Raw genomic sequence first — 25,508 nt, forward strand, 5'->3', positions numbered from 1 at the left:
ATATATATTGAGTTAAATTTTAAGAATTCAACATAACAGGCATAACAAGCATTGTAATTTGCTCACCTTCGTCAGTTCCATCAATTGGCGTTAAAATTCCAGCACGGTTTGGTAAAGACATTTCAATTAACACATCGTTTGCACTTAAGTTACTTAACATTTCACTTAAAAAACGAGAGTTAAAACCAATTTGCATGTCATCACCTTGGTAGTCACAGCTTAAACGTTCATCAGCTTTGTTAGCATAATCTAAATCTTCCGCAGAAATATTTAATTCTGTTCCCGCCATTTTTAAACGAATCTGATGCGTAGTTTTGCTTGAAAATATAGAAACTCTACGAACCGAGTTTAAGAAAGAAGCTCTATCAACCGTTAATTTATTCGGGTTTTCCTTCGGAATTACCGCCTCATAATTAGGATATTTTCCATCAATTAATCTACACACTAAAACCGTATTATCAAACGTAAATTTAGCGTTAGAATCGTTGTATTCAATAGAAACCTCTTCTTCAGAACCACTTAAAATTCCCTTTAATAAGTTTAAAGGTTTTTTAGGCATTATAAATTCTGCCGTTTTATCTGCAGTAACATCAGTTCTTGTATATTTCACCAATTTATGTGCATCTGTAGCAACAAAAGTTAAGCTATTAGAAGAAAACTGGAAGAAAACACCGCTCATTACTGGGCGTAAATCATCATTTCCAGAAGCAAAAATTGTCTTTGAAATTGCCGTTCCTAAAATATGAGCAGGCACTAAAGTTTTACTTGGAGAAGGTAATTCTACAGCCTTCGGAAACTCTTCAGCTCCAAAAAATGCCATGTCGTATTTACCTTGGTCAGAACTAATTTCTATAGTACTTTCGCCTTCAGTTTTAAACGTTAAAGGTTGGTCCGGAAACGTCTTTAAAGTGTCTAATAACAAACGAGCATTAACTGCAATTGCGCCTTCGTCAGTGCTTTCTACAGCTACAATAGAGCTCATTGTTGTCTCTAAATCAGAAGCCGATATTTTTAACTGATTTTCAGACAATTCTAATAAGAAATTATCTAAAATTGGTAAGGTGTTATTGCTATTAATTACGCCGCCTAAAACCTGTAATTGTTTTAATAATTGCGAACTTGAAACTATAAATTTCATGTATTTTCCTTTTTAAAAATGGATTACAAATATATTCTATTTTACTGGGTTTTAAAATAAAATTATTAACAGTTTTTAGCGGATTGTTCATTATTATTTGGGCGTTCCCTTTCAGGTCGCGCTTTCCACTATATCTTTTTTCTCGTTCCTCCAAAAAAGGATGCCGTTGCAATCGCTAACGCGGGCTTATTTGTTAGCAATTTGTTATTTCTACAATTTTGGGTTTTTCTAATAACAAATGAAATCAATACGTAGCATTGAAACGAGTACCTTTTTAAAAAGGCAAAATTTAGAATTTCTTTAACCATTTTAGAAAACTAAAAAACTACTTTTGTTTTCAATCAAACTATTAAAAATGAAAAAAGCAATACTCTCGCTTTCTTTTCTATTGATAATTACATCAATAGTTGCCCAAAAACCACAAAAACTTAACACAAATCAGCTATACGAAAAAGTTCAAAAACTTAATTTTTTAGGAACTGCTTTATACATTGCTGCGCATCCAGATGATGAAAACACACGTTTAATTGCCTATTTAGCAAACAATGTAAAAGCAAGAACGGCGTATTTATCGTTAACACGTGGAGATGGTGGACAGAATTTAATTGGCCCAGAAATGCGCGAATTGTTGGGAGTAATAAGAACCCAAGAATTATTAGCAGCAAGAAATGTAGATGGCGGACAACAATTATTTACAAGAGCAAACGATTTTGGATACTCTAAACATCCAGATGAAACTTTAGAAATTTGGCAAAAAGAAAAGGTCTTAGCAGATGTTGTTTGGGCAATAAGAACTTTTAAACCCGATGTTATTATCAATCGATTTAACCACAGAACTCCAGGAACAACGCATGGTCATCATACAAGTTCTGCAATGTTAAGTGTTGAGGCTTTTGATTTGGCAAATGATAAAAACAAGTTTTCTAATCAATTAAAATATACAGAAACTTGGCAGCCAAAACGTTTGTTTTACAATACTTCTTCATGGTTTTATAGAGATAAAAAACAATTTGAAGAAGCTTCAAAAAACTTTACATCGTTTGATGTTGGTGTGTATTATCCGTTAAAAGGAGTTTCTAACAACGAGTTAGCTTCCATGGCAAGTAGCCAGCATTTATGTCAAGGTTTTGGACGTTTATCAACTCGTGGAAATCAAACCGAATATGTAGAGTTTTTAAAAGGAAACGAACCAAAAGATAAAAACGATATTTTTTCTGGCATAAATACAACTTGGAATAGAGTAGAAGGTGGTGGGAAAATTGGTGATATTTTATACGATGTAGAAAATAATTTTGATTTTGTAAATCCGGCGAAACATTTACCAGCATTAATGGATGCTTATAAATTGGTTCAGAATTTAAAAGATGCGCATTGGAAAAATATAAAGTCAAAAGAATTACAAGAAATTATTGAAGCTTGTGCAGGTTTGTATTTAGAAGCTTCGGCAAGCAGTTCAAGTGCAACACCAAATTCTACTATTGATGTAAGTTTTGAAACATTAAATAGAAGTGTCGCTAAAGTGGAATTAACCTCAATAAAGTTATTGCCTGCTAATAAAGTTGTTTCTAAAAATATTGATTTAGGAAACAATAAAAAAAAGAATTTTAAAGAAACTGTTAGTATTGCAAATACCGATTTTTCTTCGCCATATTGGTTAAATAAAGAAGCCGATTTAGGAATGTATAAAGTTGATAATCAGCAATTAATTGGTTTGCCAGAAACGCCAAGACCTTTACAAGTTCAATTTAATTTAATGATTGAAAATGAGTCAATTACAATTACTAAAGATGTTGTTCGTAGATACTCTAAAAGAGATGTTGGAGAAATTTACGAACCGTTTGAGGTTTTACCTAAAATATCAACTAAATTAAAAAACAAAGTATTAATTTTTTCTGATGATACGCCGCAAAAAGTTTCAGTTGCAGTTAGAGCAGGAGCGCAAAACACAAGCGGAAGTGTTTCTTTAGAAATGCCAAAAGATTGGTCGGTTTCACCTAAGTTTATCGATTTTACAATTGCACAGAAAAACGATTTAAAAACTGTTGATTTTATGGTAATACCACCAAAAAATCAGTCGGAAGGAAAGTTAAAAGTTGTGGCAACTGCAAACGGAAAAAAATACACCAAAGAATTGGTGGAAATTAATTACAATCACATTCCAAAACAATCGGTTTTATTAAATTCTGAAGCAAAGATTGTGCGTTTAGATATTAAAAAAGCAGGAAATTCAATTGGTTATATTCAAGGTTCTGGAGATGCAGTTCCAGAAAGTTTACGTCAGATTGGATATCAAGTAACAGAAATAAATGTGAATGAAATAAACGATAAAAATTTACAACAATTTGATGCTGTTGTACTAGGAATTAGAGCTTACAATACAATTTCTGAACTAAAATTCAAGCAAAAGCATTTATTAACATTTGTTGAAAATGGTGGAAATATGATTGTGCAATACAACACCAATAGACGTGTTGATGTTGCTGCGCCATTTAAATTAGGATTATCGAGAGATAGAGTTACCGATGAAAATGCAGAGGTTACTTTATTAGAAAAAGATCATGCAATTTTAAATTACCCAAATAAGATTACCAAAGAAGATTTTAAAGGTTGGGTGCAAGAACGTGGTTTGTATTTTCCAAATACTTGGAGCTCGGAATACACACCAATTTTAGCAATGAATGATAAAGGTGAATCTACTAAAAAAGGTAGTTTACTAATTGCAAAATATGGTAAAGGGAATTACATTTATACGGGTTTAAGTTTCTTTAGAGAATTGCCTGTTGGCGTTTCTGGTGCGTATAAATTGTTTGCAAATATGCTTTCGGTTGGGAAAAAGTAAGTTGAAGGAAATTAGTTCTCGATTGCGTTAGAATAAACGAGAAATAAAATAAAAATGCTTAGCCCTGATTGCAGTGACATCCTTTTTGTTTTTCACAAAAAGATATAGCGGAAAGCAGGAAATAGCTTCAAATAAAAATATATGGATTCTAAAAAATACACCTGGAAAAAAGAGTATTCGTTGGTATTAATTGCCAATATACTTTACATTATTGCATTCTATTTTATAACAAATATTTTTACAGTTTAATCGATGGAAGTAGCAAGTAAATTACACGCAATAGATTGGATAATTTTATCGGTAACTTTAATTTTTATTGTTGCTTACGGAACCTATGTAACCCGAAAAAACAAGAACGTTACGGACTATATAAAAGGTGGAAATGACTCTAAATGGTGGACAATTGGGTTGTCTGTTATGGCAACGCAAGCGAGTGCAATTACGTTTTTATCTACGCCAGGACAAGCATTTCATAGCGGAATGGGTTTTGTGCAATTCTACTTTGGATTGCCAATTGCAATGGTAATTATTTGCTTGGTTTTTATACCTATTTATCACAAGTTAAAAGTGTACACGGCTTACGAGTTTTTAGAAGGAAGATTCGATTTGAAAACGAGAAGTTTAGCGGCAATTTTATTTTTAATTCAGCGTGGTTTGGCTGCCGGAATCACCATTTTTGCACCTGCAATTATCTTGTCAGCAGTTTTAGGTTGGGATTTATTATTGTTGAATATCGTTATCGGTTTCTTGGTAATTATCTACACAGTTTCTGGAGGAACAAAGGCGGTAAACGTAACCCAAAAACAACAAATGATTATCATTTTTATAGGAATGTTAATCGCGTTTTTTATGATTATGAGTCAGCTTCCTGCAAATATTACGTTTACTAAAGCGCTTGAAATTGCGGGCGCAAGTAATAAAATGGAAGTGTTAGATTTTTCTTTCGATTTAAGCAATAGATATACTGTTTGGACAGGTATTTTAGGCGGAACGTTTTTAATGTTATCATATTTTGGAACAGACCAAAGTCAGGTGCAGCGTTATTTATCAGGGAAATCTGTTAGAGAAAGCCAATTAGGTTTAATATTTAACGGATTGTTAAAAGTGCCAATGCAGTTTTTTATCTTGTTAATTGGTGTAATGGTTTTTGTTTTTTATCAATTTAACGCATCGCCTTTAAATTTTAATCCAGGTGCAAACGAGGAAGTTTTAAGATCTGAATACGTTGCTGAATATCAGCAATTAGAAGCAGAGCATATTGAGATTGAAAATGATAAAAGAGCCATATTTTTAGATGGTTTTCAGGTTGAAGAGAAAGAGAAGATTCAAAAATTAAACGAAAGAGATTTAGCTTTAAAAGCTTCAGCCAAGGAGATTATTGAAAAGGTTAATGAAAAATCAATCAAGAAAATTGAATCGAACGATAAAGATTATGTTTTTATTCATTTTATAATAAACAATTTACCAAGAGGATTAATCGGGCTTTTATTAGCTGTAATTTTATCTGCTGCAATGTCTTCTACTGCGTCTGAATTAAATGCGTTGGCAAGTACAACTGCAATTGATTTATATAAACGTAATGTTGGTGAAGAAAAGAGCGACGAACATTATGTAAAAGCCTCTAAATGGTTTACCTTACTTTGGGGAATTATAGCTATTTCTGTTGCTTGTGTTGCCAATTTATTCGATAATTTAATTCAGTTGGTAAACATAATTGGTTCTATTTTCTATGGAAATGTCTTGGGTATTTTCTTATTGGCTTTCTTTATAAAATTTGTGAAAGGAAATGCTGTTTTTATTGCGGCTTTAATTACACAAGCTTTAATAGTTTGGGTTTTTCTTTTAGATTGGTTACCGTATTTATGGTTAAACGCTTTAGGTTGTGGTTTGGTTATGGGAATTGCAATTATTTTACAGTTGTTTATGGGAAAGAAGGAAAAAAGTTATGAATAAGATTGCTAAATATATTTCAAGAACAATTTTAGTGTCTTTTTTATTTTTTATTTTAATTCTAAGTTGTGATGTACCTCTTTATAATGCTTCTGGAACTTATATAAATAAGAATTATGAATCTAAATATTGTTGTTTTGAAACACCACATATAGCCGATACTTTAATTTTATATAAAGATGGAACTTTTAATAGTGATTATTATGGAAAAGGTAAGTATGACATAAATAATCAAATAGGAAATATCAGTATTTATTTAAATGCTGATAGAATTGGTGTACATACTACAATGTCAAACAAGTTGTTTCAGAGAATTGAGATAAGCTTAAGCTCAAATACTAATCATCATTATTTGAAAATTGATTAATTATAACTTACAAAAAAAACTATAAACCTATAGTTTTTTCTTGTTCAATTGAACTTATAAAATTTAAGACTGTGTCTTCTAATAAAACGGCGCTATCAATTTTTATGATACCTAATTTAGGATAGTAAGCAAGTAGCGTAAAATTCATGTCTGCAAAGTAGCTTAATACATCTTTATTAAGTATTACATTTTCTTTTAAAACTGCTAAATAAACATACATAATTATATTGCTTGTATTATTCCTTGGCCAATATCTCTATACAATTGGTCTGAAAGTTGTTTTGCTCTTTTTTCTAATTTTAGCCAAATACCTTCTGCCGATAAATTGGGGAATGCTTCCCAATATAAAGCTGCAATACCTGCTACATGTGGTGTTGCCATACTTGTACCACTCATGGTTGTGTATAATTTGTTTTGAGAGCCATTTTTTGAATACGAACTAAATATATCTACACCAGGAGCAGAAATATCTACTCTTCCTCCGTTACTTGCATTAATTCCACCATTAGAGAAGTTAGCTATTTTTAAAGCTTCATCTAAAGCCGCTACGGCCATTATTGACTCTGCATTTGCTGGACTGCTAACTGGTTTTGGTAAGTTTGGTCTATTGCTGTCGTTACCAGCCGCAGCAATTATTAATGTGTTTTTTTCTAATGCTTTTCGTCCAACTTGTTCAAATATAGGTGAAGGTTTCTCTCCAATTTTTACTGAAGAGCCTAAAGACATAGATATAATTTTATGTCCTTTTTCTAAACTATTATCAATAGCATCAATAATACCACTAGTAGATCCATTTCCAGAATCGCTTAAAACTTTACCAATAACAATATTTGCTTCATGAGCTACACCATATCGTTTGTTATCTATTAGAGAAGTACTTCCTGCTGCGGTTCCTGTACAATGAGTTCCATGTCCATGTCCATCTAGATCCCATTTTTCTCCAGGAACAAAAGATTTTCCAGAAATATTTCTTCCAACAAAATCTGGATGATCTTTATAGAAACCAGTATCTAAAATAGCAATATCTATTCCTTTACCGGTATAATTACTTAATTCAATTCCAACTGCATTTAAACCCCAAGTTAAATTCTTATTAATGTTAAGTTTATTGCTAGCCTCAATTAACTCTTTTAATTGTGCTATTTTTTCTGAAATGTTATTGAGATTAATTTTCATTTCATCTAATAAACCTAACTCTGTAACAGGTTTAAATTCTCTTTCTTTTTCCCAGTAAATTATTGGGTTAGATGATGTATTTGTTAAATGATGAAGTTTCTCTACCTCATAATCTTCAACAATTGCTAAACCTAAATTTTTAAGAAACAATCCGTTACCTGAATCTAATACATCTTGCGCTCTTACTTTAGAACTCAATTCTGCGGATGATGTAATTTTTAAGCTTAACACTTTTGCTGCTTTTGAAAGACTACTTTTGCTGTCGTCTTTTAATTGAATGATATATTTTTTAGTAGTTTTCATGGCGGTTTAATTATTAAGTTTAGATAAAGCTTGATCTAAAATTATGCTTATATCTTGTTGTAAAATGGTTAGTTTTAATTTCTTATCTAAAAGTAAAATTTGCTCGTTTTCTTTTAGTTTTTCCCATAAAGAAGTGCATTTATCTATTGTGTCTACTTTTTTAATAATTGCGTCTGTAATTAATTTAGCTTGATAAGCAGATAAAAGAACTTGGTTAATGTTTTCTGTAGCTTCATTAATAATGTTTTTTACTTGAACTAGTGAGTTTTCTAAAGTTTGATTTAAACTAGATAAACAATGATAACAAGCAATTTTTACAATATCTCTTCTTCTAGTTTTTACTCTTTCTAATTTTACTGGGTCTATTCCAGATACGGCAATATCTAAGTGCGTTTTTAATTGACTAACGTTTCCTTCTTCTGTACTTTCTCCAATTTTTCTATAATACTCCTGAACATCATTAAGTAATATCATTAATGATTTATCAAGATTAAAGTCCTTTTTTATAAACTTTTCATTCTCTAGAATAAGTAGTTTTAAAAAAGCTTCTAATTGTTGTTTTTTAAAATGAATTAATACGTTCATTATTCAAAAATTATTTCTTCAATTTTGTTTCCTTTTTCATCAGTTGCATTATGTATTCTAATACCTTCTTCAACCATTTCTACATTTAATGTAAGTAAAATTTTGCCCTTATCAGTTTCATTACTTGTATTTGGGTCGAAATAAATGTCGTCTAATTTAGCAGAAACGGGTGTGTATCTATTTTTAAAAGCATCTTTTAAAATTATAGCCATTTCTTCACTTTCTAGCTCTTTGTTGGCAACACTAAAACCTTGCTTTTTAACAATGTTTTTTATAGGTGCTTTAATATCTACTTTGGTTAAATTATCATCTAATTTTTTAACGTAACTATAATCTACTTTTTCTAGTTTTGTAACTACTTTTTTAAAGTCATCAGCTTTAAGTGTTTCCTTATTTATTGGGTTTATTTTTAAGCTTTTTTCTTTATTTATTATGGCTATTTTGTCATTTACTTCGCTTATAAAAGCATCATCATCCATTTTAAAATTATACTTTGTTTGCGAGTTTAATTCAGAAATTTTAATAGGAATATTTAGTTTAACAGAAGGCATTGTAAATCTAGGTACTCTAAAATATTTTAGATACGGATCTTTAGCATATTCTTTAGCAATAAGTATTGCTTGTTCGTCGGCTTTTTTTCTAGCAAGGACTATCTCTTCATTGAGATAGTCCATATAATCAGATAGCTTTATCATAATTTTATTCAGATAAAATTCCTAAAACCTTTTCTAATCCACCAGGCATTTGATCGTTTGTAGCAACAACTTTTACACCCATCGTGTATTCTTTTTCTACTTTTACACCAGTGCTAGAAGATCTTTTGTAAGAAGCAGATACTTTAAATTTTACGGGCCCCCAACCACCACTAACTTCTGCATCAATACCAAAATCGCTACTTACGTCTTTTGTGTAAACAGAATTTAATTTAACATTAAAATCTACCTCACAAGTTTCTATTCTTAAACTAGGAACATTTAATACAGATACAAAAGGAACAATTAATGAAATATCTTCTGTTGTAGTTCCTGTTCCATCATCATTAGGCACCGTTTTTGTGTATGAAAAATCAACCATTCTAAGAGTTCCGTCGTCTTCAAAACCAACTTCTTTAATAAAGTTTACAGTAGACATAGATGCATTAGCTTGTGCTGTAACACATGCATTTAATGGACCACCAATTAAGTTTTCAAAATCAATACTACCAAGTTCAGCAGCAAAATCTGCATTTGAAGCGTTTGAGGTAGAGAACTGGTTTTCATCTTTTTCTATTTGTGCTAAAATTGTTTTTAATATTTTAGTAGATGCTTCTCCAAAGCTTTCTTCCCATTTTACATCATAATTTTCTTTAAATGAATTTATTATTGCCACCAAATCATCATTTTTGGTTTTAGATAATTCACTTAATTGAATACCAGTAATTTTTCCAAAATCATCACCGACTATTTCATTAATTCCGGTTAATAATTCGATCAATTCTTTTTTTGTTTTTTTAGAATGATCTTGCTTTAAGATTGTTTGTAGTTTTTTCATTTTAATTAATTTTACACTATTAATACTTTGGTTTTAGTTAAATAAATATTTAATCTGTTTAAATTACAATAGGATTAATTATCATTTAACTACCACAAAATTAGGCAAGTACAAGTTTGTTGTTGCAAGTGTAAGTACCAAGTTATATAGCGTTAAAAAAATGAAATTTCAAAAGGGAATTTCCTGTAAAAGGAGAAGTGTTTATCTTAAACATAAAAATAAAGACACAAAAAAACTCGCAGTTTCCTGCGAGTTTTAATATTTTAAGAAAGAAATAATTCTTACATCATTTTCTTCAAGAACTCTTTATTCATTTTAATATAATCTGCATTTCCTCTTGCTTCAGCTCCTGCTAAAGAAGCTTTAGCTGCAGTAATTGCACCTGCTTTATCACCAGCTTTAGCTAAGATTAAAGATTGTTTACGTAAATACCAAAAAGGAGCTTTTCCATTAGTCATATCAACAGCTTTGTTAATCCAAGCTTTTGCTTTTTGTATGTCTTTACCTTCCTCTAAATAGTAAGAAGCTGAAGCGTAATAATCTGCTGCACTTGGTCCTGCCATTACTTTTGTAATGTTATCAGCAACCATTTTACCAGTTGGCACATCAATTTTTACACCAACATAAGCATTTTCCCATAACATACCCAACATAGCTGAACTGCTAGTTAAATCGTCAAAAGTCATTGTAAATGTTTCAATTTTCATTGGCATTGGTTGTACTTGTGCTGTAGTTTTTGCTGCAATTTTAGTGTCGTCCCATTTTTGTGGTGCTCCATTTCCTTTATATTCTGTGTAAAAATATACTTCCCAAGATGTTGCGCTTGGTTTAGTAAAAATAGCATACGTTCCTTTTTTTAAGTTTTGTCCATCAATAGAAACATCAGTAGAAAATGTAATTTTAGTTCTAGAATTTGCTCCTGTTCTCCAAATTTTATTAAAAGGAACTAAATCTCCAAAAATTGTACGTCCTTTTGCTCCTGGTCTTGAGTATTCTAAAGTAACATCTGTTAAACCAACAACTTGTTCCACTTTAGAAAATGGACTTGGAGCAGGTGTTTTAATTTGTGCATTTGTGCTTACTGTAAAAGCGATTACCAATAAGCTTAATAGTATTTTTTTCATGATTAGATAGTTTTTAATTTATGAGGCTAAATTTACGATGAATTAAAACGATAAATGTTAATGAAAACTTAAAATAGTAGGTTGTATCTTTGCTAAAATTTATAAAATTGAAGAAATATATTTCAGAATTTATAGGGACTTTTGCTTTGGTTTTCTGTGGAACAGGAGCAATGACTATTAATGAAGTTACTGGCGGTGATGTTACACACGTTGGTATTGCAATTACTTGGGGATTTATTGTTATGGCAATGATTTATGCTTTTGGAGATATTTCTGGAGCACATTTTAATCCAGCAGTTACTATTTCTTTTGCCTATGCAAAAAAGTTTGCATGGAAAGAAGTTCCGAAATATATAATTGCACAAGTTCTTGGCGCTTTATTGGGTAGTTTAATGCTGTGGATTTTATTTCCCACAAGTGAATTTTACGGAGCAACAATACCCACAATAGATGTTTGGCGAGCCTTTATTTTAGAGTTACTATTAACTTTTTTCTTAATGCTTACCATCATTAATGTTTCCACAGGAAGTAAAGAGGTTGGTGTGGTTGCAGGTATTGCAATTGGTGGTGTAGTTTTGTTAGAAGCAATGTTTGCTGGTCCCGTTACAAAAGCCTCTATGAATCCTGCTCGTTCAATAGCACCAGCGTTAATTTCAGGTCATACAGAACATTTATGGTTATATCTTTTAGCACCAATCTTAGGTGCTTTGTTGGCAGTTGTTTCTTGTAAATTAGTAAAAGACGAAAATTGTTGCGATAATGAAAAGTGTTAGTATTTTAGGTTGTGGTTGGTTAGGGAAATCGTTAGCTGTTTCTTTGTTAAATGATGGTTATTCAGTAAAAGGTTCTACCACAAGTGAAGAAAAATTAGAAACATTAGAATTCAATAATATAGAGCCTTATATAATTGATATTACTGATTTTGAAGAGTTTGATAGCTTTTTAAATTCTGATATTTTAATCATCGCAATTACCTCAAAAGATATTGATGGCTTTGAAAATTTAATTTCTCAAATTGAAAATTCTAACACTCAAAAAGTACTATTTATCAGTTCTACTTCGGTCTATGGAAGGCTAAATAAAGTAATGACTGAAGAAGATGAAGTTTTACAAACACCATTAACTGAAATTGAAAATCTGTTTAGAGAAAACACTTTTTTTGAAACTACAATACTACGTTTTGCTGGTTTATTTGGAGATGAAAGACACCCTTCTAATTGGTTTAAGGCGAGAAAAATACCACAACCAAAAGGATTTGTAAACATGATTCATAAAGAAGATTGTATAGAAATTATTCATGAAATTATAGATCAAAATTGTTGGAATATTACTTTAAACGCCTGTTCTAATCATCATCCAACTAGAAGAGAATTTTATTCATTTGCAAAATTAAGTAATGGATTAGCACTTCCTGAATTTGAAAATAATGAGATTTATGAGTGGAAAATTATCAGTTCTAAAAAAGTGCAAGAAGTATTAGGTTATACTTTTATTCACGATGATTTATTGTCAATTTAAGTTTCAAAGTTATTTAATCTGCCAGTTCTAGAGGAGTTTTTTATTTTTGAATACTGAATATTGTCTACTGATACTTCTTCTTTCTCCAATAATTAAAACCAAACCCAAAAGCAAATAACAATAAAAGCGGAACAATAATATTTAGAAATTGCCAATATCCTTTTTCATTAAAAGCTTGTTGTTTGTCTAAAATATTAAGTTGAAGCGATTTGTTTTTTAAGTTGATTAAACCTGAATCATCTAATAAATAATCTACTGAATTTAGAAGAAAATCTTTGTTTCCAAAACGCTCGTTTGTCCATTTATCAGTTGCTAAATCGTGTGGTTCTCCTTTTAAAATTTGATTCTTTCCAATATCACCGTCAGCAATAATTATCATTTTATTGTCTGAAGATTTTCCTTTAAAAATTGAACTTTTAAACGGTTTAATTCGGTTTGCGTAGGCTGAATTAAATTCGCCTTCTAACAACACACTAAACAATTGATTTCCTCCAGAAAACTCTTGTTCAGTAGGTTCATTTGCAATGCTTGATAGTTCAATAATTGTAGGTAAACCAACTTGTTTTGTTAATACTGAACTTACTAATAAAGGCGTTTTTTTAATGTTGTTTTTTAAAGTATCAATTTGTGTTACAAATTGTAAACGAACAGGTAAAACGTTTTTACTAATTGGATGATTAGGATTTCCAGAAACTAACGGATTGTAAAACCAAGGTAAGTTTTGAAACTGTGTTTGATTTCCAACATTTCCTGTTGCTAACGGAATTTTAGACGCATATAAATCTTGCACTAATTTGCTATTTACTCGAACTCCATAAGCAAAAAGTAGATCAGTTAAATTTAGTTCTCTAGGATACGCTAGCATTTTACCGTTGTTAAATAAACTATCAGTATCAGCTTGGACATTGTCTAGCATCCACAACGTTTTTCCGCCGTTTGTAATAAATTGATCGAGCGTAAATTTTTCTTCAGCGGTAAATTTTTCTGTAGGTTTTGCAATAATAGCAAGATCAAAGTTTGTTAAACCTTGCAATGTTTTTTGCGGGTTTTTTGCAACAGAATCCAATGTAAATTTTGCTAAATGATACTTCTTACTAACTTCACTTAAAAAGCTAAACAATTCAATGTCTTGTAACTCTCCGTTTCCTGAGATTATAGCAATTTTTTTCTTGTTATTTTGCTTTAAGTTATTCAATGCATTTGCAAACGAATACTCTAAACCTTCAACTGCATTTTGTAATTGTTCTTCTTGAGTTTTTGCTTGACTTTCTGGCAATAAAGAAACAATTGCTGCTTTGTTTTTATAAGAAATTTCAGCCCAAGGAAAAATAATGGCATTCGATAATTTTCCATCTTCTTCAACGGTTAATTGACTCGGATACATTCCTTTTTTTGTCAATTGTTCTCGTTGATTATCAGGATTGATAAAAAGGATTTTTATAACTGAATTTTGAGCCTTTAATTCTTCTAAAAACTGACGAGTTTCAGTTTGTAATCGTTGAAATTCTGTAGGGAATTCACCTTCTAAATATACTTTTATAGTAACTTGATCTTCATATTTATCAAGAATTGAAGTTGTAATTTCTGATAAAGTATAACGTTTGTCTTGTGTTAAATCGAATCGTTTATAAATTGATTGATTGGCGAAATTCAACAGAAAAGCTCCTGCTAAAACCAAAGCTATATTTTTTATTTTCTTATTCATCTAATTGTGTTTTTGTAATGAATAAAAAGAAAGCTGTTACAGATGCAAAATAAACAATATCTCTAGTGTCTATAACACCTCTGGAAATACTTTTAAAATGTTCATTTATTCCGAATTTAGAAATATTTTGATTGCCAACTAAATTTGCAAAAGCATCAAAACCGAAGTATAAAAAGAAGGTTATAAAAACGCTTAAAATAAATGCCACAATTTGATTTTTTGATAATGTAGATGTAAATAAACCAACAGCAGTATAGGTTCCAGCTAACAATAATAAACCAATATAAGAGCCAATTGTGCTTCCAAAGTCCAGGTTTCCAATAGGGTTTCCTAATTGATAAACCGTGTAAACGTAAGTTAAAGTTGGTAAGAGAGCAACAACAACTAATAGTAGCGAAGCTAAAAATTTACCTAATACAATTTGCCAATTGGTAATTGGTCTTGTTTTTAAAATTTCTATAGTTCCGCTATTAAATTCATCAGCAAAACTCTTCATGGTAATTGCTGGAATTAAAAATAAAAACACCCAAGGCGCTAAATAAAAGAAGTTGTTTAAATCAGCAAAACCTGCGTTTAGAATATTAAAATCGTCTTTAAAAATCCAAAGAAATAATCCGTTTATAACCAAGAAAACTCCAATAACCAAGTAGGCAATTGGTGATGCAAAAAATGCAGTGAATTCTTTTTTTAATATTGGTGTCAATGTGAAAAAGTTTATTGGTTTATGCTTGTAATTGTTTAAAGTATAAAAGCTTGGTTTTAAAAAAAGAATTTTTCATTTTACTTAATTGTTTACTATTTTATAAATTATATTGTCCTCAACATCATCATCTTTTCTTTCTGGTTGAAAAACAAAATTGTATTTCTCTAACAACGTAATGGAAGCAATATTATTTTTATGAGTGTAAGCTTCTATGGTTTTTAAATTCATTTTAGTAAAACCAAAGTTTAAAATAGTATCCATGGCTTCACTCATAAAACCTTTTTTAAAAAACTCAGGGAGTAAAGAGTAGCCGACTTCTCCGTATTTATTGTCATGGTTAATATTCCAAATACAAATAGAACCAATTGCTTTGTTATTTTCTTTTAAAGTAATTAACCAAGTAATGCTTTTCTCATCAATTTCTTCTTGTGTTATTTTATTGATAAAATCTTCGGCTTGAGATATTTTTGTAGGAATTTCTCGCTCAATATATTTGTTTATAATAGGGTTTGAACGTAATTCTAAAAAAGTAGCTGCATCATCTAAGTTAGATTGACGTAAAATTAATCGTTCAGTTTTTAAAACAGGAAAAGAAGAGAAATTAAAGTTCATTATTTCAAACTTATTGTTTTGTCAACACTCCATGCCAAAGGTTTATCATTAAATAAAACTTTAATTTTTGCCCAAATCCCCCTAAAAAGGACAGAGTTTCTGTAGTTTTCTAAATGGTCTTCTTTTTCCCAATAGCTATAAGTGAAAAAGACATTTGGGTTAGTTTTATCTCTATATACTTCTAATAAAGAGCAACCTTCATATCCTCTAATAAACTCTTTTTTTTTATCGAAAATTGATAAAAATTCTTCAACTTTTTCTGGGTGAAAACTTAATTTCACGATGCGTACAAACATTTTTTTTATTTTAAGGTTATAAAATCAGGTGATTTAATTGTTTCAAACTCTATAGAAATTGTGTCTCTATAATTCATTCCTAACAAAGAAGATGCGCCACCAACAGTGGTTAGATTACTTCTATATACAGCAATTTCTAAAAAACCTGCAGAATTAAAGATTGCTAAACGTTCACCATCATTTCTTCGGCGTTCTTCTGGTACAGAAAAATCTACAAACTCATTATATCTACTATATATTTTTGAAAATGAATAACGACGAGCAGAAATTTTAAAAGGTCTTCCTTTACCAATTTCATTAAACATTTTTTTATTTATGTTGCTAATTACGTTTCCGTAATTGTCAATATAAATTACACCTCCATTAATAATAGTTTGCGTTTGATTTACTTTTGGTTGAATTTCAACTAACTTTTTATATTCTTTAATTTCTTTACCAATTACACCTAAATTTCCTCCACGAGCAATATGGCAAGCAACTTGTACAAAGACATCTAAAACAGGAAAACTGCTTTCAATTCTGTCGTGAATATTAATTTCTACAATCTTTGTAGGGTTAATTTCAGAAGCAATCATAGAAATTAATCCATTATTTGGACATACAAAAAAATGCCCATCTAATTCTAAAGCAATATGTTTGTTTTCTATAGATAACTCAGAGTCTACACCAACAATATGTATGCTTCCTTTAGGAAAACTTTTATATGCATTTTTTAAAATGTATGCAGTTTCTGTAATGTTAAAAGGAGTAATGTGATGTGTAATGTCAATTATTTTAACGTCTGGGAGTTCTGTGTAGATAGCTCCTTTTACAGCACCTACAAAGTGATCTTTAGTTCCGAAATCTGTAGTTAAAGTAATTAGAGACATTAAAAAAATAACTGTTAATTAGTTGTGAAAAAGTTTTTGACTATTTAACGCAAATCTAATGATTTCCTCAAAAATAATTTCTAAATTTCTACTGTATTTTAATCAAATATTTTTTAACGCAGTTTATATTAACAAAACAGTCTATGGCTGTTAATTTTTAAAAAATTTATCATTTGACAGAACGTATAATTGAATTGACAGAAATTGATCCAAACGATTTTTTTGGAGCACAGAATAGTACTATTACTCAATTAAAAACATATTTTCCTAAAATTAAAATTGTTGCACGTGGCAATAAATTGAAAATTTATGGAGAATCAGATATTTTAGATGAGTTTGAAAAACGAGTTGAAATGTTAATTAAGTATTTTAATAAATACAATAAATTAGACGAAAATAGTATTGAACGTTTAGTTACTTCAACAGGAAAAGAAGAAGAAACCCGTAAATCTTCAGGAAAAGGAGATGATATTTTAGTGCATGGAGTTAACGGAAAGCAAATAAAACCACAAAGTTTAAATCAACGTAAAATGGTTTCTTTAATGCAAAAAAACGACATGCTTTTTGCCGTTGGTCCTGCAGGTACAGGTAAAACCTACACAGCTGTTGCTTTGGCTGTAAAAGCACTAAAAGAAAAAGATGTACGTAGAATTATCTTAACAAGACCCGCTGTAGAATCAGGAGAGAATTTAGGTTTTTTACCAGGAGATTTAAAAGAAAAGTTAGATCCATACATGCAACCATTATATGATGCATTACGAGATATGATTCCGCATGAAAAATTAGAATCTCATATAGAAAAAGGAATAATCCAAATTGCACCATTAGCATTTATGCGTGGTAGAACTTTAGACAATGCTTTTGTAATTTTAGATGAAGCACAAAATACAACGCACAACCAAATGAAAATGTTTTTAACCAGAATGGGAAAACACGCAAAGTTTATTATTACTGGAGATCCAGGTCAAATTGATTTGCCTAGAAAACAGGTTTCTGGATTAAAAGCATCTTTACTTACCTTAAAAGATATTGACGGAATTGCACAAGTATTTTTAGATGATAAAGATGTTGTGCGTCATAAATTAGTAAGAAAAATTATTATAGCTTATAAAAGTATAGAAACGGAGTAGGTTTTAGTTGTTAATCAATAGTGTTTAAAGTATTTTTGCAGTAACAACACAACAAATAAATAGATGAATACAATTAACGAAACGAATTTTAACTTTCCAAAACAGAAGAGTGTTTATAAAGGAAAAGTAAGAGAAGTTTACAATATAAATGACGAAGTATTAGTAATGATAGCTTCGGATAGGCTTTCTGCTTTTGATGTAATTTTACCGCGTCAAATTCCGTTTAAAGGTCAAATTTTGAATCAGATTGCAACAAAAATGATGAACGATACAGCAGATATTGTTCCAAATTGGTTAGTTGCAAATCCAGATGAAAACGTTGCAATTGGTCATTTATGTGAGCCATTTAAAGTAGAAATGGTAATTAGAGGTTACATGTCTGGTCATGCAGCAAGAGAATACAAAGCTGGTAAAAGAGTTTTGTGTGGTGTTGAAATGGCTGAAGGATTAAGAGAAAATGATAAGTTTCCAAATCCAATAATTACGCCTTCAACTAAGGCAGACAATGGAGATCATGATGAAGACATAACACGTGAAGACATTCTTTCTAAAGGCATTGTTTCAGAAGAAGATTACTTAGTTTTAGAAAAATATACAAGAGCTTTATTTCAAAGAGGAACAGAAATTGCTGCTTCTCGCGGATTAATTTTAGTGGACACAAAATATGAATTCGGAAAAACAAAAGACGGTAAAATTGTCTTGATTGACGAAATTCATACGCCAGATTCTTCTCGTTATTTTTATGCTGAAGGATATAAAGAACGCCAAGAAAAAGGCGAATCTCAAAAACAATTATCAAAAGAATTTGTACGTCAATGGTTAATTGAAAATGGTTTTCAAGGAAAAGACGGACAACAAATTCCAGAAATGGATGATGAAAAAATTATCGAAATTTCTAACAGATATATTGAATTATACGAACAAATAACAGGAGAGAAGTTTGTAAAAGCTTCCACAGAAAATGTATTGGCAAGAATAGAAAAGAATGTAACTGAGTTTTTAAATGGATAGTTTAAAACTAAGCATTAGACCAGTATTAAATTTATCTTCAGAAATACCAATTGAAGGTTTTCAGAATAAAACTGTTCGTCCTGTTTTAAAGTTACAACACGATCTTATTTTAAAGGTTTTTACTTTTTTCTGTCTGAAACAAAAAATAGACATTTTAAACTTAGAAAAAAGTAAGTTTAATAAAGTTATAAATACAGTTACAAAAAAGAACATCGCTTTAAGAAATCAATTTATAGGTTTAACTGTAGGTCAGTTTACAATTACCGAATTTGAGTTCTATAAAGAGAATGATTCAGAAATTAATAAAAGAATTTTAACCATGATTGGTCAAAGAATAAAAGATAGTCAATCTAAAATTCAATAAAAACAAACAACAATGATAATAGAACCAAGAACAAGAGGATTTATCTGTTTAACATCGCATCCAACAGGTTGTGCTCAAAATGTTAAAGATCAAATTGAATATATAAAATCTAAAGGAAAAATTGAAGGCGCTAAAAGAGTATTAGTTTTAGGTTCTTCAACTGGTTTTGGATTGGCGTCAAGAATTGCAAGCGCATTTGGATCAGATGCAGCAACAATTGGTGTTTTCTTTGACAAGCCAGCAACAGCAGGAAGACCAGGTTCACCAGGATTTTACAATACAGCTGCTTTTGAACAAGAAGCAAACAAGGCTGGTTTGTATGCGAAAAGTATTAATGGAGATGCTTTTTCAAATGAAGTAAAAGAACAAGTTGTAAACTTAATTAAGGAAGACTTAGGTCAAATTGATTTGGTAATATATAGTTTAGCTTCACCTGTAAGAACACATCCAACTTCAGGAAAACGTTTTAAATCGGTTTTAAAACCAATTGGCGAAGTTTTTACCAATAAAACAGTAGATTTCCATACAGGAAAAGTATCAGAAATTTCTATAAATCCTGCAGAAGGAGAAGATGTAGAAAACACGATAACTGTTATGGGTGGAGAAGATTGGAAAATGTGGATGGACGCTTTACAAGCTGAAAACTTATTAGCAGAAGGAATAAAAACTGTTGCCTATTCTTATATTGGCCCAGAAGTTACAAAACCAGTATATAGAAACGGAACAATTGGTGCTGCAAAAGACCATTTAGAAGCTACAGCTTTTACTATTACAGACGATTTAAAATCAATAGGAGGAAAGGCCTATGTTTCAGTAAATAAAGCATTAGTAACACAAGCAAGTTCTGCAATTCCAGTAATTCCTTTATATATTTCTTTATTATTTAAAGTGATGAAAGAGAAAGGAATTCACGAAGGTTGTATTGAGCAAATTCAACGTTTGTATAGCGAACGTTTGTTTGGTGGAGATTTAGCTTTAGATGCAAAAGGAAGAATTAGAGTTGATGATTGGGAAATGCGTGAAGATGTGCAAGTTGAAATTTCTGAATTATGGAAAAAAGCTACAACTGAAAATTTATCAGAAATTGGAGATTTAGAAGAATATAGCAACGAATTTTTTAAGTTATTTGGGTTTAAAGTACCAGGAATAGATTATGATGCAGATGTTAATGAATTGGTTGAAGTACCAAGTATTCAATAATAAATATTCAAAAGATATTAAAAACCTCGTAGAAATTCTATGAGGTTTCTTTTTTACTTTTATCTTGTAAAAAAATAAATATGAAAGCAGTTACCGTTAAAAAAATAAAAGATGAACTAGCACATAAATCAACCAATGAGTTGATTGAGTTGTGCTTACAGCTTTCTAAATTTAAAAAAGAAAATAAAGAATTACTTACTTATTTACTTTTTGAATCTCATAACGAAGAAGGTTATATAGAGAGTGTAAAAGAACAAATGGACGATTTGTTTGAACAAATAAATACCAAGAGTTTCTTTTACATCAGAAAAAGTGTTCGTAAAATTTTAAAGCTTGCAAAGAAGTTTATCAGATATTCAAAAAAGAAAGAAACAGAAGTAGAACTGTTATTGCATTTTTGTTATAAACTCAAGAATTTTAAGCCTTCAATTAAGAATAGTCAGCAACTATTAAATTCATTTGACAGACAGGTAATTTTAATAGAAAAAGCAATAGCAACCTTACATGAAGATTTACAATACGATTATAAATTAGAGTTAGAAGAGTTGTTAAATTAAACTTAGTTTACAACTTTTTTTTATTTTCTTTTTCCTTTGAATCTGCTCCCCAAAAACGACGACTTTCAATAAAATCTTGCTCTTCTTCAAGTTGCTTAGGTGTAAGTACCTTTAAAAAAGAAGGATGTTGTTCAATTGCATATTCAATTTTAGTCACAATATCGGCAACATCTTCATTCTCATAATCAATATCTAAAGGTTCTTTAATAACCATAGATTGTAATACATTTCGTTTCTTAATTTGCAATCCTTTTTTATCAAAAGAACGCCTAAAACCGTCAATTACAATAGGTACAACAACAGGTTTATGCTTTTTTATAATATGTGCAGTTCCTCTTCTAATTGGTTTAAAAGCTGTAGTTGTTCCTTGCGGAAAAGTAATTACCCAACCATCATTTAGTGCTTTTCCAATGTTAGAAACATCAGACATTTTTACTTGTCTTTTTACATCTTTTCCTTCGCTACGCCAAGTTCTTTCAATTGAAACAGAACCAACATAAGCAAATATTTTAGGCAACAATCCAGCTCGCATTGTTTCACCAGCTGCAACATAATATAAGTTTAATTTGGGTTGCCAAATGTATCCGATATTTTTAATGGTATTATCTCTTCCTTTTAAAGAAGCATTAAAAACATGAAACATTGCAGCTACATCAGCAAAATAAGTTTGATGGTTAGAGACAAAAAGAACATTGTTTTCGGGTAAATTTCTAAGAATTTCAGAACCTTCAATCTGTAAATTATTAAAACGTCTGTATCTTCCGTGAGAGATAACTCCGAATATTCGAATAAGCCATTTCTTTAAGAATAAGATATGTCCAAAAGGGTTCCTTTTAAATAAAGGCATAAGTTTTTAATTTGTAAGAGTTACAAAAATACAAAAGAATTAACCAAGTTAAGAGTTCAATAATTCTTTAATTTCTGAAAGAATCATTGCCGTTGCTCCCCAAACGATGTAATTGTTTAGTTTAAAGCAAGGTACGCTAATTTCTTTCATATAAGAAGTACTCATAATTTTACTAGTAATATTGTCATTATTAAGTAAATCACTTACTAAAACAGTTATACTGTTGGCTACTTCATTATTTTTAATAAATGTTGGTTCTTTTTTTGTGAAGCCCATAAAAGGAGTTGCTGAAAAATTACTTGGAGGAATATAAACGTCAGTAATTTCTCTTATTATTACTACAGATGAAGGTAAAACCCCAACTTCTTCATGAGTTTCTCTAAGTGCAGTTTCTTGTAAATTAACATCGTTTTTTTCAATTTTTCCGCCAGGAAAACTAATTTGACCAGAATGTGTACCGTTATAACTTGCTCGTTCAGTTAATAAAAAACATGCTTTTCCGTTTTCATTTGGATAAAATAATGCCAATACAGCTGCTTTCTTTGGGTTACTATTCTTTATTTTCTCTTCGGAATATTGCAGTCTAAGTTTAGGAACCAATTTAAATTGCGCTTCCATTCCTCCAAGTTGCGTAGTTTTGTAATGATTTATTTTAGATTGAAATTCAGAAAAATCCATAGAAATTAGTAATTTTAAGCAAACTTATTCATTTCAAATGAAATAGCTGTTTTTTGGCTTGAATTTTGCCATATTTCAACTATAAATTAAAATTGATAAATGAAAAATAAATATAAAAAATTAGCATTAGGTTTATTGTTTGATGCTTTTGGCTATGCATCTTTTGCGTTTCCAATGTTAGATATAGTTTGGGCGCCATTGTCTGCATATTTAATGACAAAAATGTACAAAGGGAAAGATGGGAAAATAGCAGCAGCAATAACATTTGTAGAAGAGGCTATGCCATTTTTGGATGTAATACCAACCTTTACATTAATGTGGTTGTACACATTTGTTTTTAAAAAAGAGAAAGAAACCACTATTGAAGTTTAGTTATTTTTTAAACAAGAATCCTAACCCTAAGCGGCTTAAAAATTTCTTTTCAAATGCCCAAAAGAACTTAAATTGACCAAACACCCAACCAACAATTGGCAGTGTAAGTTGGTAAATAGGAAATATTAGCAAAAATCGATATAAAACATACAAAAAACCATTTGTATTATCTGAACTTATACCTAAATAAGATAAAATTGGTTTGCCTATTAATGCAGCAAAAGATCCATTAATAGAGAAAACAAGTAGTATTGCAATAACTGCCCAATTGCTTTTTATTCCCCAGCGTTGTTTAAGTTTTTCCATTTTAAAAATTGGTGTTGCAAAATTACAACAAGAAAAAAGGTCAAACAATAAATGTTTGACCTTTTTTTATATTTATAATATTGGAATTTTATTTACCAAAAAGACCTCCTAAAAGACCTCCTAATAAACCACCAGATTTATTACTTCCTTGGTTTAATACCATACCAGCTACATCATCAATAACACTACCGTCACCGTCAGCATCTAATATTTTTTCTAAGAAACTTTGTTCGTTTTTAGTTTCGTTACCACCAAGTAAACCACCAAGTAAACCACCTAAGTCACTTGAGCTACTTACATTATTGTTACTAGCTTGTTTTCCTAGAACACCCATTAATATTGGTGCAGCAACTTTTAAAATGTTACCAACGCTTCCTGTATCCATACCAGCTTTTTCTCCAATAACTTTTTCAACGCCTTGTTGTTTGTTACCTAAAATATGTCCTAAAATTCCAGCTCCATCTTGTGTAACAGAATCGTCAACACCACCACCAAATAAACCACCAAGGTTATCTAAAATACCACCATCGTGTTTTTTTAATGCTCCCATTATTCCTTCAGCACCTTCTGGTGTAGAAGCATTACGTTCCATTGCTTTCATTAAAACAGGTAACGCCATTGTTAATACACTACTTGTTTTTCCTGAGTCTTGACCTGTAGATCCAGAAACTCCAGATATAATTGATTTTCCTAAGTCACTGTTTAATAAGTCTAAAATTCCTGCCATTTTTTGTTTTTTTATTTTGTTAATATTAAGCTTGTTATATTTATGACACAATATACAAATAAAGTCACACTCTATATTATCTTTTTTTTTTCTACCTTTCAATCTTGAAAAATAACATATATATTTAATGAAAAAACTAGCACTACACTGGAAAATAATGATTGGAATGGTTTTAGGAATTCTTTTTGGATTCTTAGCATTACAATTAGGTTGGCAAAATTTTATTGCGGATTGGATAAAACCTCTAGGAACTATTTTTGTAAAACTTTTAAAATTAATAGCAGTTCCGCTTATTGTAGCTTCACTTATAAAAGGAATTTCAGATTTAAAAGACATTTCTAAATTTAAAAATATTGGTGTTAGAACTATCCTTATTTATATCGGAACCACTGTAATTGCTATAACTATAGGTTTAGTATTGGTTAATATAATGCAGCCTGGAGATGGTATTTCTCAAGAAACGATTGATAAATTAACAAATACCTATGCTAAAAGTTCAAGTATAACTTCAAAAATTACCGAAGCAACAAAGCAACAGAGTAGTGGTCCGTTACAATTTGTTGTTGATATGGTGCCAGACAATGCTGTAAGTGCTATGAGTAATAATAAGGCAATGTTACAAGTAATATTCTTTACTATTTTCTTAGGAATATCAATGTTATTAATTGGAGAGAAAAAAGCAAAACCACTAAAAGATTTCTTTGATGGTTTAAATGATGCTATTTTAAAAATGGTAGATCTTATTATGTTAATATCTCCTTATGCAGTATTCGCATTATTAGCTAATGTAGTAGTAACTTCAGGAGATCCAGATATATTGTTAGCGTTATTAAAATATGCAGGAGTTGTTGTGTTAGGCTTGTTAATAATGGTAGCTTTTTACTGTTTATTAGTTAGTGTTATAACAAAGAAAAATCCTTTGTGGTTTTTAAAACAATTAAGTCCAGCGCAGTTATTAGCATTTTCTACAAGTTCAAGTGCAGCAACTCTACCAGTTACAATGGAACGTGTTGAAGAACATATTGGAGTAGATAAAGAAGTATCTAGTTTTGTTTTACCAGTTGGTGCAACAATTAATATGGATGGAACAAGTTTATATCAAGCTGTAGCTGCAGTTTTTGTAATGCAAGTTTTATGGCCAGAAGGTTTAGGGTTTGCAAATCAAATGTCTATTGTATTAACAGCACTTTTAGCTTCAATTGGTAGTGCAGCAGTTCCTGGAGCAGGAATGGTAATGTTGGTAATTGTTTTAGAATCTATTGGTTTTCCTAAAGATTTATATCCAGTTGCATTGGCATTAATTTTTGCTGTAGATAGACCTTTAGACATGTTAAGAACTACAATAAACGTTACTGGAGATGCAACTGTCTCTATGATTGTAGCAAAATCTGTAGGGAAATTACACGATCCAAAACCAAAAAACTGGGACGATAATTACGATGAAGTAAAGTAGTAATCAGTATTCAGTATTCAATGAGAAATACCTAGTAAATAGTAATAGTTTCAGATAAAAAATATTTTCAACTAACAACTAACAACTAACAACTAACAACTAACAACTAACAACTAACAACTAACAACTAACAACTAACAACTAACAA

Annotated in this window: 28 protein-coding genes; 12 read left to right on the forward strand and 16 right to left on the reverse strand. The window is 30.4% G+C overall.

Annotated elements, in window-relative coordinates; genetic code table 11:
• Window positions 1-19: 19 nt before the first annotated feature.
• On the reverse strand, window positions 20-1,138 hold the full coding sequence (gene dnaN, locus L1S33_RS12970) for a DNA polymerase III subunit beta (protein ID WP_240562649.1): 1,119 nt from the start codon (window positions 1,136-1,138) through the stop codon (window positions 20-22).
• 355 nt (window positions 1,139-1,493) lie between these two features.
• On the opposite strand from dnaN, the gene L1S33_RS12975 reads away from it, so the two are divergent.
• The 3 genes from L1S33_RS12975 to L1S33_RS12985 all read left to right on the forward strand — a co-directional run bounded on the left by L1S33_RS12975 (window position 1,494) and on the right by L1S33_RS12985 (window position 6,294).
• A complete protein-coding gene (locus L1S33_RS12975; RefSeq protein ID WP_240562650.1) occupies window positions 1,494-3,977 on the forward strand; it encodes a PIG-L family deacetylase in 2,484 nt (827 codons plus the stop codon).
• A 252-nt stretch (window positions 3,978-4,229) separates the two neighbouring features.
• Entirely contained in the window at window positions 4,230-5,930 is a 1,701-nt protein-coding gene (locus tag L1S33_RS12980; RefSeq protein WP_240562651.1) for a sodium:solute symporter, read from the forward strand.
• A complete protein-coding gene (locus L1S33_RS12985; RefSeq protein ID WP_240562652.1) occupies window positions 5,923-6,294 on the forward strand; it encodes a hypothetical protein in 372 nt (123 codons plus the stop codon). The genes L1S33_RS12980 and L1S33_RS12985 overlap by 8 nt, the downstream gene beginning before the upstream one ends.
• A 19-nt stretch (window positions 6,295-6,313) precedes the next feature.
• Here the strand turns inward: L1S33_RS12985 and L1S33_RS12990 are convergent, their stop codons facing one another.
• From L1S33_RS12990 to L1S33_RS13015, 6 genes are all read right to left on the reverse strand, one after another.
• Window positions 6,314-6,514 (reverse strand): hypothetical protein, encoded by a 201-nt coding sequence (locus L1S33_RS12990; protein ID WP_240562653.1) that lies wholly within the window; start codon window positions 6,512-6,514, stop codon window positions 6,314-6,316.
• A gap of 2 nt (window positions 6,515-6,516) precedes the next feature.
• Window positions 6,517-7,773, reverse strand: coding sequence for a S8 family serine peptidase (locus L1S33_RS12995; protein ID WP_240562654.1), 1,257 nt, complete (start codon window positions 7,771-7,773; stop codon window positions 6,517-6,519).
• 6 nt (window positions 7,774-7,779) lie between these two features.
• Window positions 7,780-8,358 carry a hypothetical protein gene (locus L1S33_RS13000; RefSeq protein ID WP_240562655.1) on the reverse strand — a complete coding sequence of 193 codons (579 nt, stop codon included), beginning with the start codon at window positions 8,356-8,358 and terminating at the stop codon, window positions 7,780-7,782.
• Entirely contained in the window at window positions 8,358-9,053 is a 696-nt protein-coding gene (locus tag L1S33_RS13005) for a hypothetical protein (RefSeq protein WP_240562656.1), read from the reverse strand. Before L1S33_RS13005 ends, L1S33_RS13000 begins: the two co-directional genes overlap by 1 nt.
• A 4-nt stretch (window positions 9,054-9,057) precedes the next feature.
• Window positions 9,058-9,888, reverse strand: a complete 831-nt coding sequence (locus tag L1S33_RS13010) for a DUF2589 domain-containing protein (protein WP_240551952.1) — start codon at window positions 9,886-9,888, stop codon at window positions 9,058-9,060.
• A gap of 281 nt (window positions 9,889-10,169) precedes the next feature.
• A complete protein-coding gene (locus tag L1S33_RS13015) occupies window positions 10,170-11,012 on the reverse strand; it encodes a DUF2911 domain-containing protein (protein ID WP_240562657.1) in 843 nt (280 codons plus the stop codon).
• A gap of 107 nt (window positions 11,013-11,119) precedes the next feature.
• On the opposite strand from L1S33_RS13015, the gene L1S33_RS13020 reads away from it, so the two are divergent.
• The gene (locus tag L1S33_RS13020) at window positions 11,120-11,785 is read left to right on the forward strand and encodes an MIP/aquaporin family protein (protein ID WP_240562658.1); all 666 of its coding nucleotides are present in this window, start codon (window positions 11,120-11,122) and stop codon (window positions 11,783-11,785) included.
• The gene (locus L1S33_RS13025) at window positions 11,772-12,530 is read left to right on the forward strand and encodes an NAD(P)H-binding protein (RefSeq protein ID WP_240562659.1); all 759 of its coding nucleotides are present in this window, start codon (window positions 11,772-11,774) and stop codon (window positions 12,528-12,530) included. Before L1S33_RS13020 ends, L1S33_RS13025 begins: the two co-directional genes overlap by 14 nt.
• Window positions 12,531-12,594: 64 nt before the next feature.
• On the opposite strand, the gene gldG is transcribed toward L1S33_RS13025, so the two are convergent.
• From gldG to L1S33_RS13050, 5 genes are all read right to left on the reverse strand, one after another.
• On the reverse strand, window positions 12,595-14,235 hold the full coding sequence (gldG, locus tag L1S33_RS13030; protein WP_240562660.1) for a gliding motility-associated ABC transporter substrate-binding protein GldG: 1,641 nt from the start codon (window positions 14,233-14,235) through the stop codon (window positions 12,595-12,597).
• Window positions 14,228-14,938, reverse strand: a complete 711-nt coding sequence (gldF, locus tag L1S33_RS13035; protein WP_240562661.1) for a gliding motility-associated ABC transporter permease subunit GldF — start codon at window positions 14,936-14,938, stop codon at window positions 14,228-14,230. The genes gldG and gldF overlap by 8 nt, the downstream gene beginning before the upstream one ends.
• An 81-nt stretch (window positions 14,939-15,019) precedes the next feature.
• Complete coding sequence (locus tag L1S33_RS13040; protein ID WP_240562662.1) at window positions 15,020-15,550, reverse strand: GNAT family N-acetyltransferase; 531 nt, start codon at window positions 15,548-15,550, stop codon at window positions 15,020-15,022.
• The gene (locus L1S33_RS13045; RefSeq protein WP_240562663.1) at window positions 15,550-15,846 is read right to left on the reverse strand and encodes a putative quinol monooxygenase; all 297 of its coding nucleotides are present in this window, start codon (window positions 15,844-15,846) and stop codon (window positions 15,550-15,552) included. Before L1S33_RS13045 ends, L1S33_RS13040 begins: the two co-directional genes overlap by 1 nt.
• Before the next feature lie 5 nt (window positions 15,847-15,851).
• Window positions 15,852-16,715, reverse strand: a complete 864-nt coding sequence (locus L1S33_RS13050) for an SAM hydrolase/SAM-dependent halogenase family protein (RefSeq protein WP_240562664.1) — start codon at window positions 16,713-16,715, stop codon at window positions 15,852-15,854.
• A 173-nt stretch (window positions 16,716-16,888) separates the two neighbouring features.
• Between L1S33_RS13050 and L1S33_RS13055 the strand changes: the two genes are divergently transcribed.
• The 5 genes from L1S33_RS13055 (at window position 16,889) to L1S33_RS13075 (ending at window position 20,977) form a co-directional block, all read left to right on the forward strand.
• Window positions 16,889-17,845, forward strand: coding sequence for a PhoH family protein (locus L1S33_RS13055; RefSeq protein WP_240551961.1), 957 nt, complete (start codon window positions 16,889-16,891; stop codon window positions 17,843-17,845).
• 63 nt (window positions 17,846-17,908) lie between these two features.
• A complete protein-coding gene (locus tag L1S33_RS13060; RefSeq protein ID WP_240551962.1) occupies window positions 17,909-18,856 on the forward strand; it encodes a phosphoribosylaminoimidazolesuccinocarboxamide synthase in 948 nt (315 codons plus the stop codon).
• The gene (locus tag L1S33_RS13065; RefSeq protein ID WP_240551963.1) at window positions 18,849-19,220 is read left to right on the forward strand and encodes a glyoxalase; all 372 of its coding nucleotides are present in this window, start codon (window positions 18,849-18,851) and stop codon (window positions 19,218-19,220) included. Before L1S33_RS13060 ends, L1S33_RS13065 begins: the two co-directional genes overlap by 8 nt.
• A 12-nt stretch (window positions 19,221-19,232) precedes the next feature.
• A complete protein-coding gene (fabV, locus tag L1S33_RS13070) occupies window positions 19,233-20,420 on the forward strand; it encodes an enoyl-ACP reductase FabV (protein WP_240562665.1) in 1,188 nt (395 codons plus the stop codon).
• An 80-nt stretch (window positions 20,421-20,500) separates the two neighbouring features.
• Window positions 20,501-20,977, forward strand: a complete 477-nt coding sequence (locus L1S33_RS13075; RefSeq protein ID WP_240562666.1) for a hypothetical protein — start codon at window positions 20,501-20,503, stop codon at window positions 20,975-20,977.
• 7 nt (window positions 20,978-20,984) lie between these two features.
• Here L1S33_RS13075 and L1S33_RS13080 read toward each other — a convergent pair whose 3' ends face one another.
• On the reverse strand, window positions 20,985-21,824 hold the full coding sequence (locus tag L1S33_RS13080) for a lysophospholipid acyltransferase family protein (RefSeq protein ID WP_240562667.1): 840 nt from the start codon (window positions 21,822-21,824) through the stop codon (window positions 20,985-20,987).
• Window positions 21,825-21,872: 48 nt separating this feature from the next.
• On the reverse strand, window positions 21,873-22,502 hold the full coding sequence (locus tag L1S33_RS13085; RefSeq protein WP_240562668.1) for an NUDIX hydrolase: 630 nt from the start codon (window positions 22,500-22,502) through the stop codon (window positions 21,873-21,875).
• A 99-nt stretch (window positions 22,503-22,601) separates the two neighbouring features.
• Between L1S33_RS13085 and L1S33_RS13090 the strand changes: the two genes are divergently transcribed.
• Window positions 22,602-22,874: a hypothetical protein gene (locus L1S33_RS13090; protein WP_240562669.1), complete on the forward strand. Its 273-nt coding sequence runs from the start codon at window positions 22,602-22,604 to the stop codon at window positions 22,872-22,874.
• Here L1S33_RS13090 and L1S33_RS13095 read toward each other — a convergent pair whose 3' ends face one another.
• Window positions 22,875-23,180, reverse strand: coding sequence for a DUF6787 family protein (locus tag L1S33_RS13095; RefSeq protein WP_240551969.1), 306 nt, complete (start codon window positions 23,178-23,180; stop codon window positions 22,875-22,877).
• An 88-nt stretch (window positions 23,181-23,268) separates the two neighbouring features.
• Complete coding sequence (locus tag L1S33_RS13100; protein ID WP_240551970.1) at window positions 23,269-23,907, reverse strand: DUF937 domain-containing protein; 639 nt, start codon at window positions 23,905-23,907, stop codon at window positions 23,269-23,271.
• 127 nt (window positions 23,908-24,034) lie between these two features.
• Between L1S33_RS13100 and L1S33_RS13105 the strand changes: the two genes are divergently transcribed.
• Window positions 24,035-25,360: a dicarboxylate/amino acid:cation symporter gene (locus L1S33_RS13105; protein ID WP_240562670.1), complete on the forward strand. Its 1,326-nt coding sequence runs from the start codon at window positions 24,035-24,037 to the stop codon at window positions 25,358-25,360.
• The last annotated feature ends 148 nt before the right edge of the window (window positions 25,361-25,508 follow it).

Origin of the sequence: Tenacibaculum aquimarinum (genome assembly GCF_022478115.1) — a bacterium.
Classification (GTDB): domain Bacteria; phylum Bacteroidota; class Bacteroidia; order Flavobacteriales; family Flavobacteriaceae; genus Polaribacter; species Polaribacter aquimarinum_A.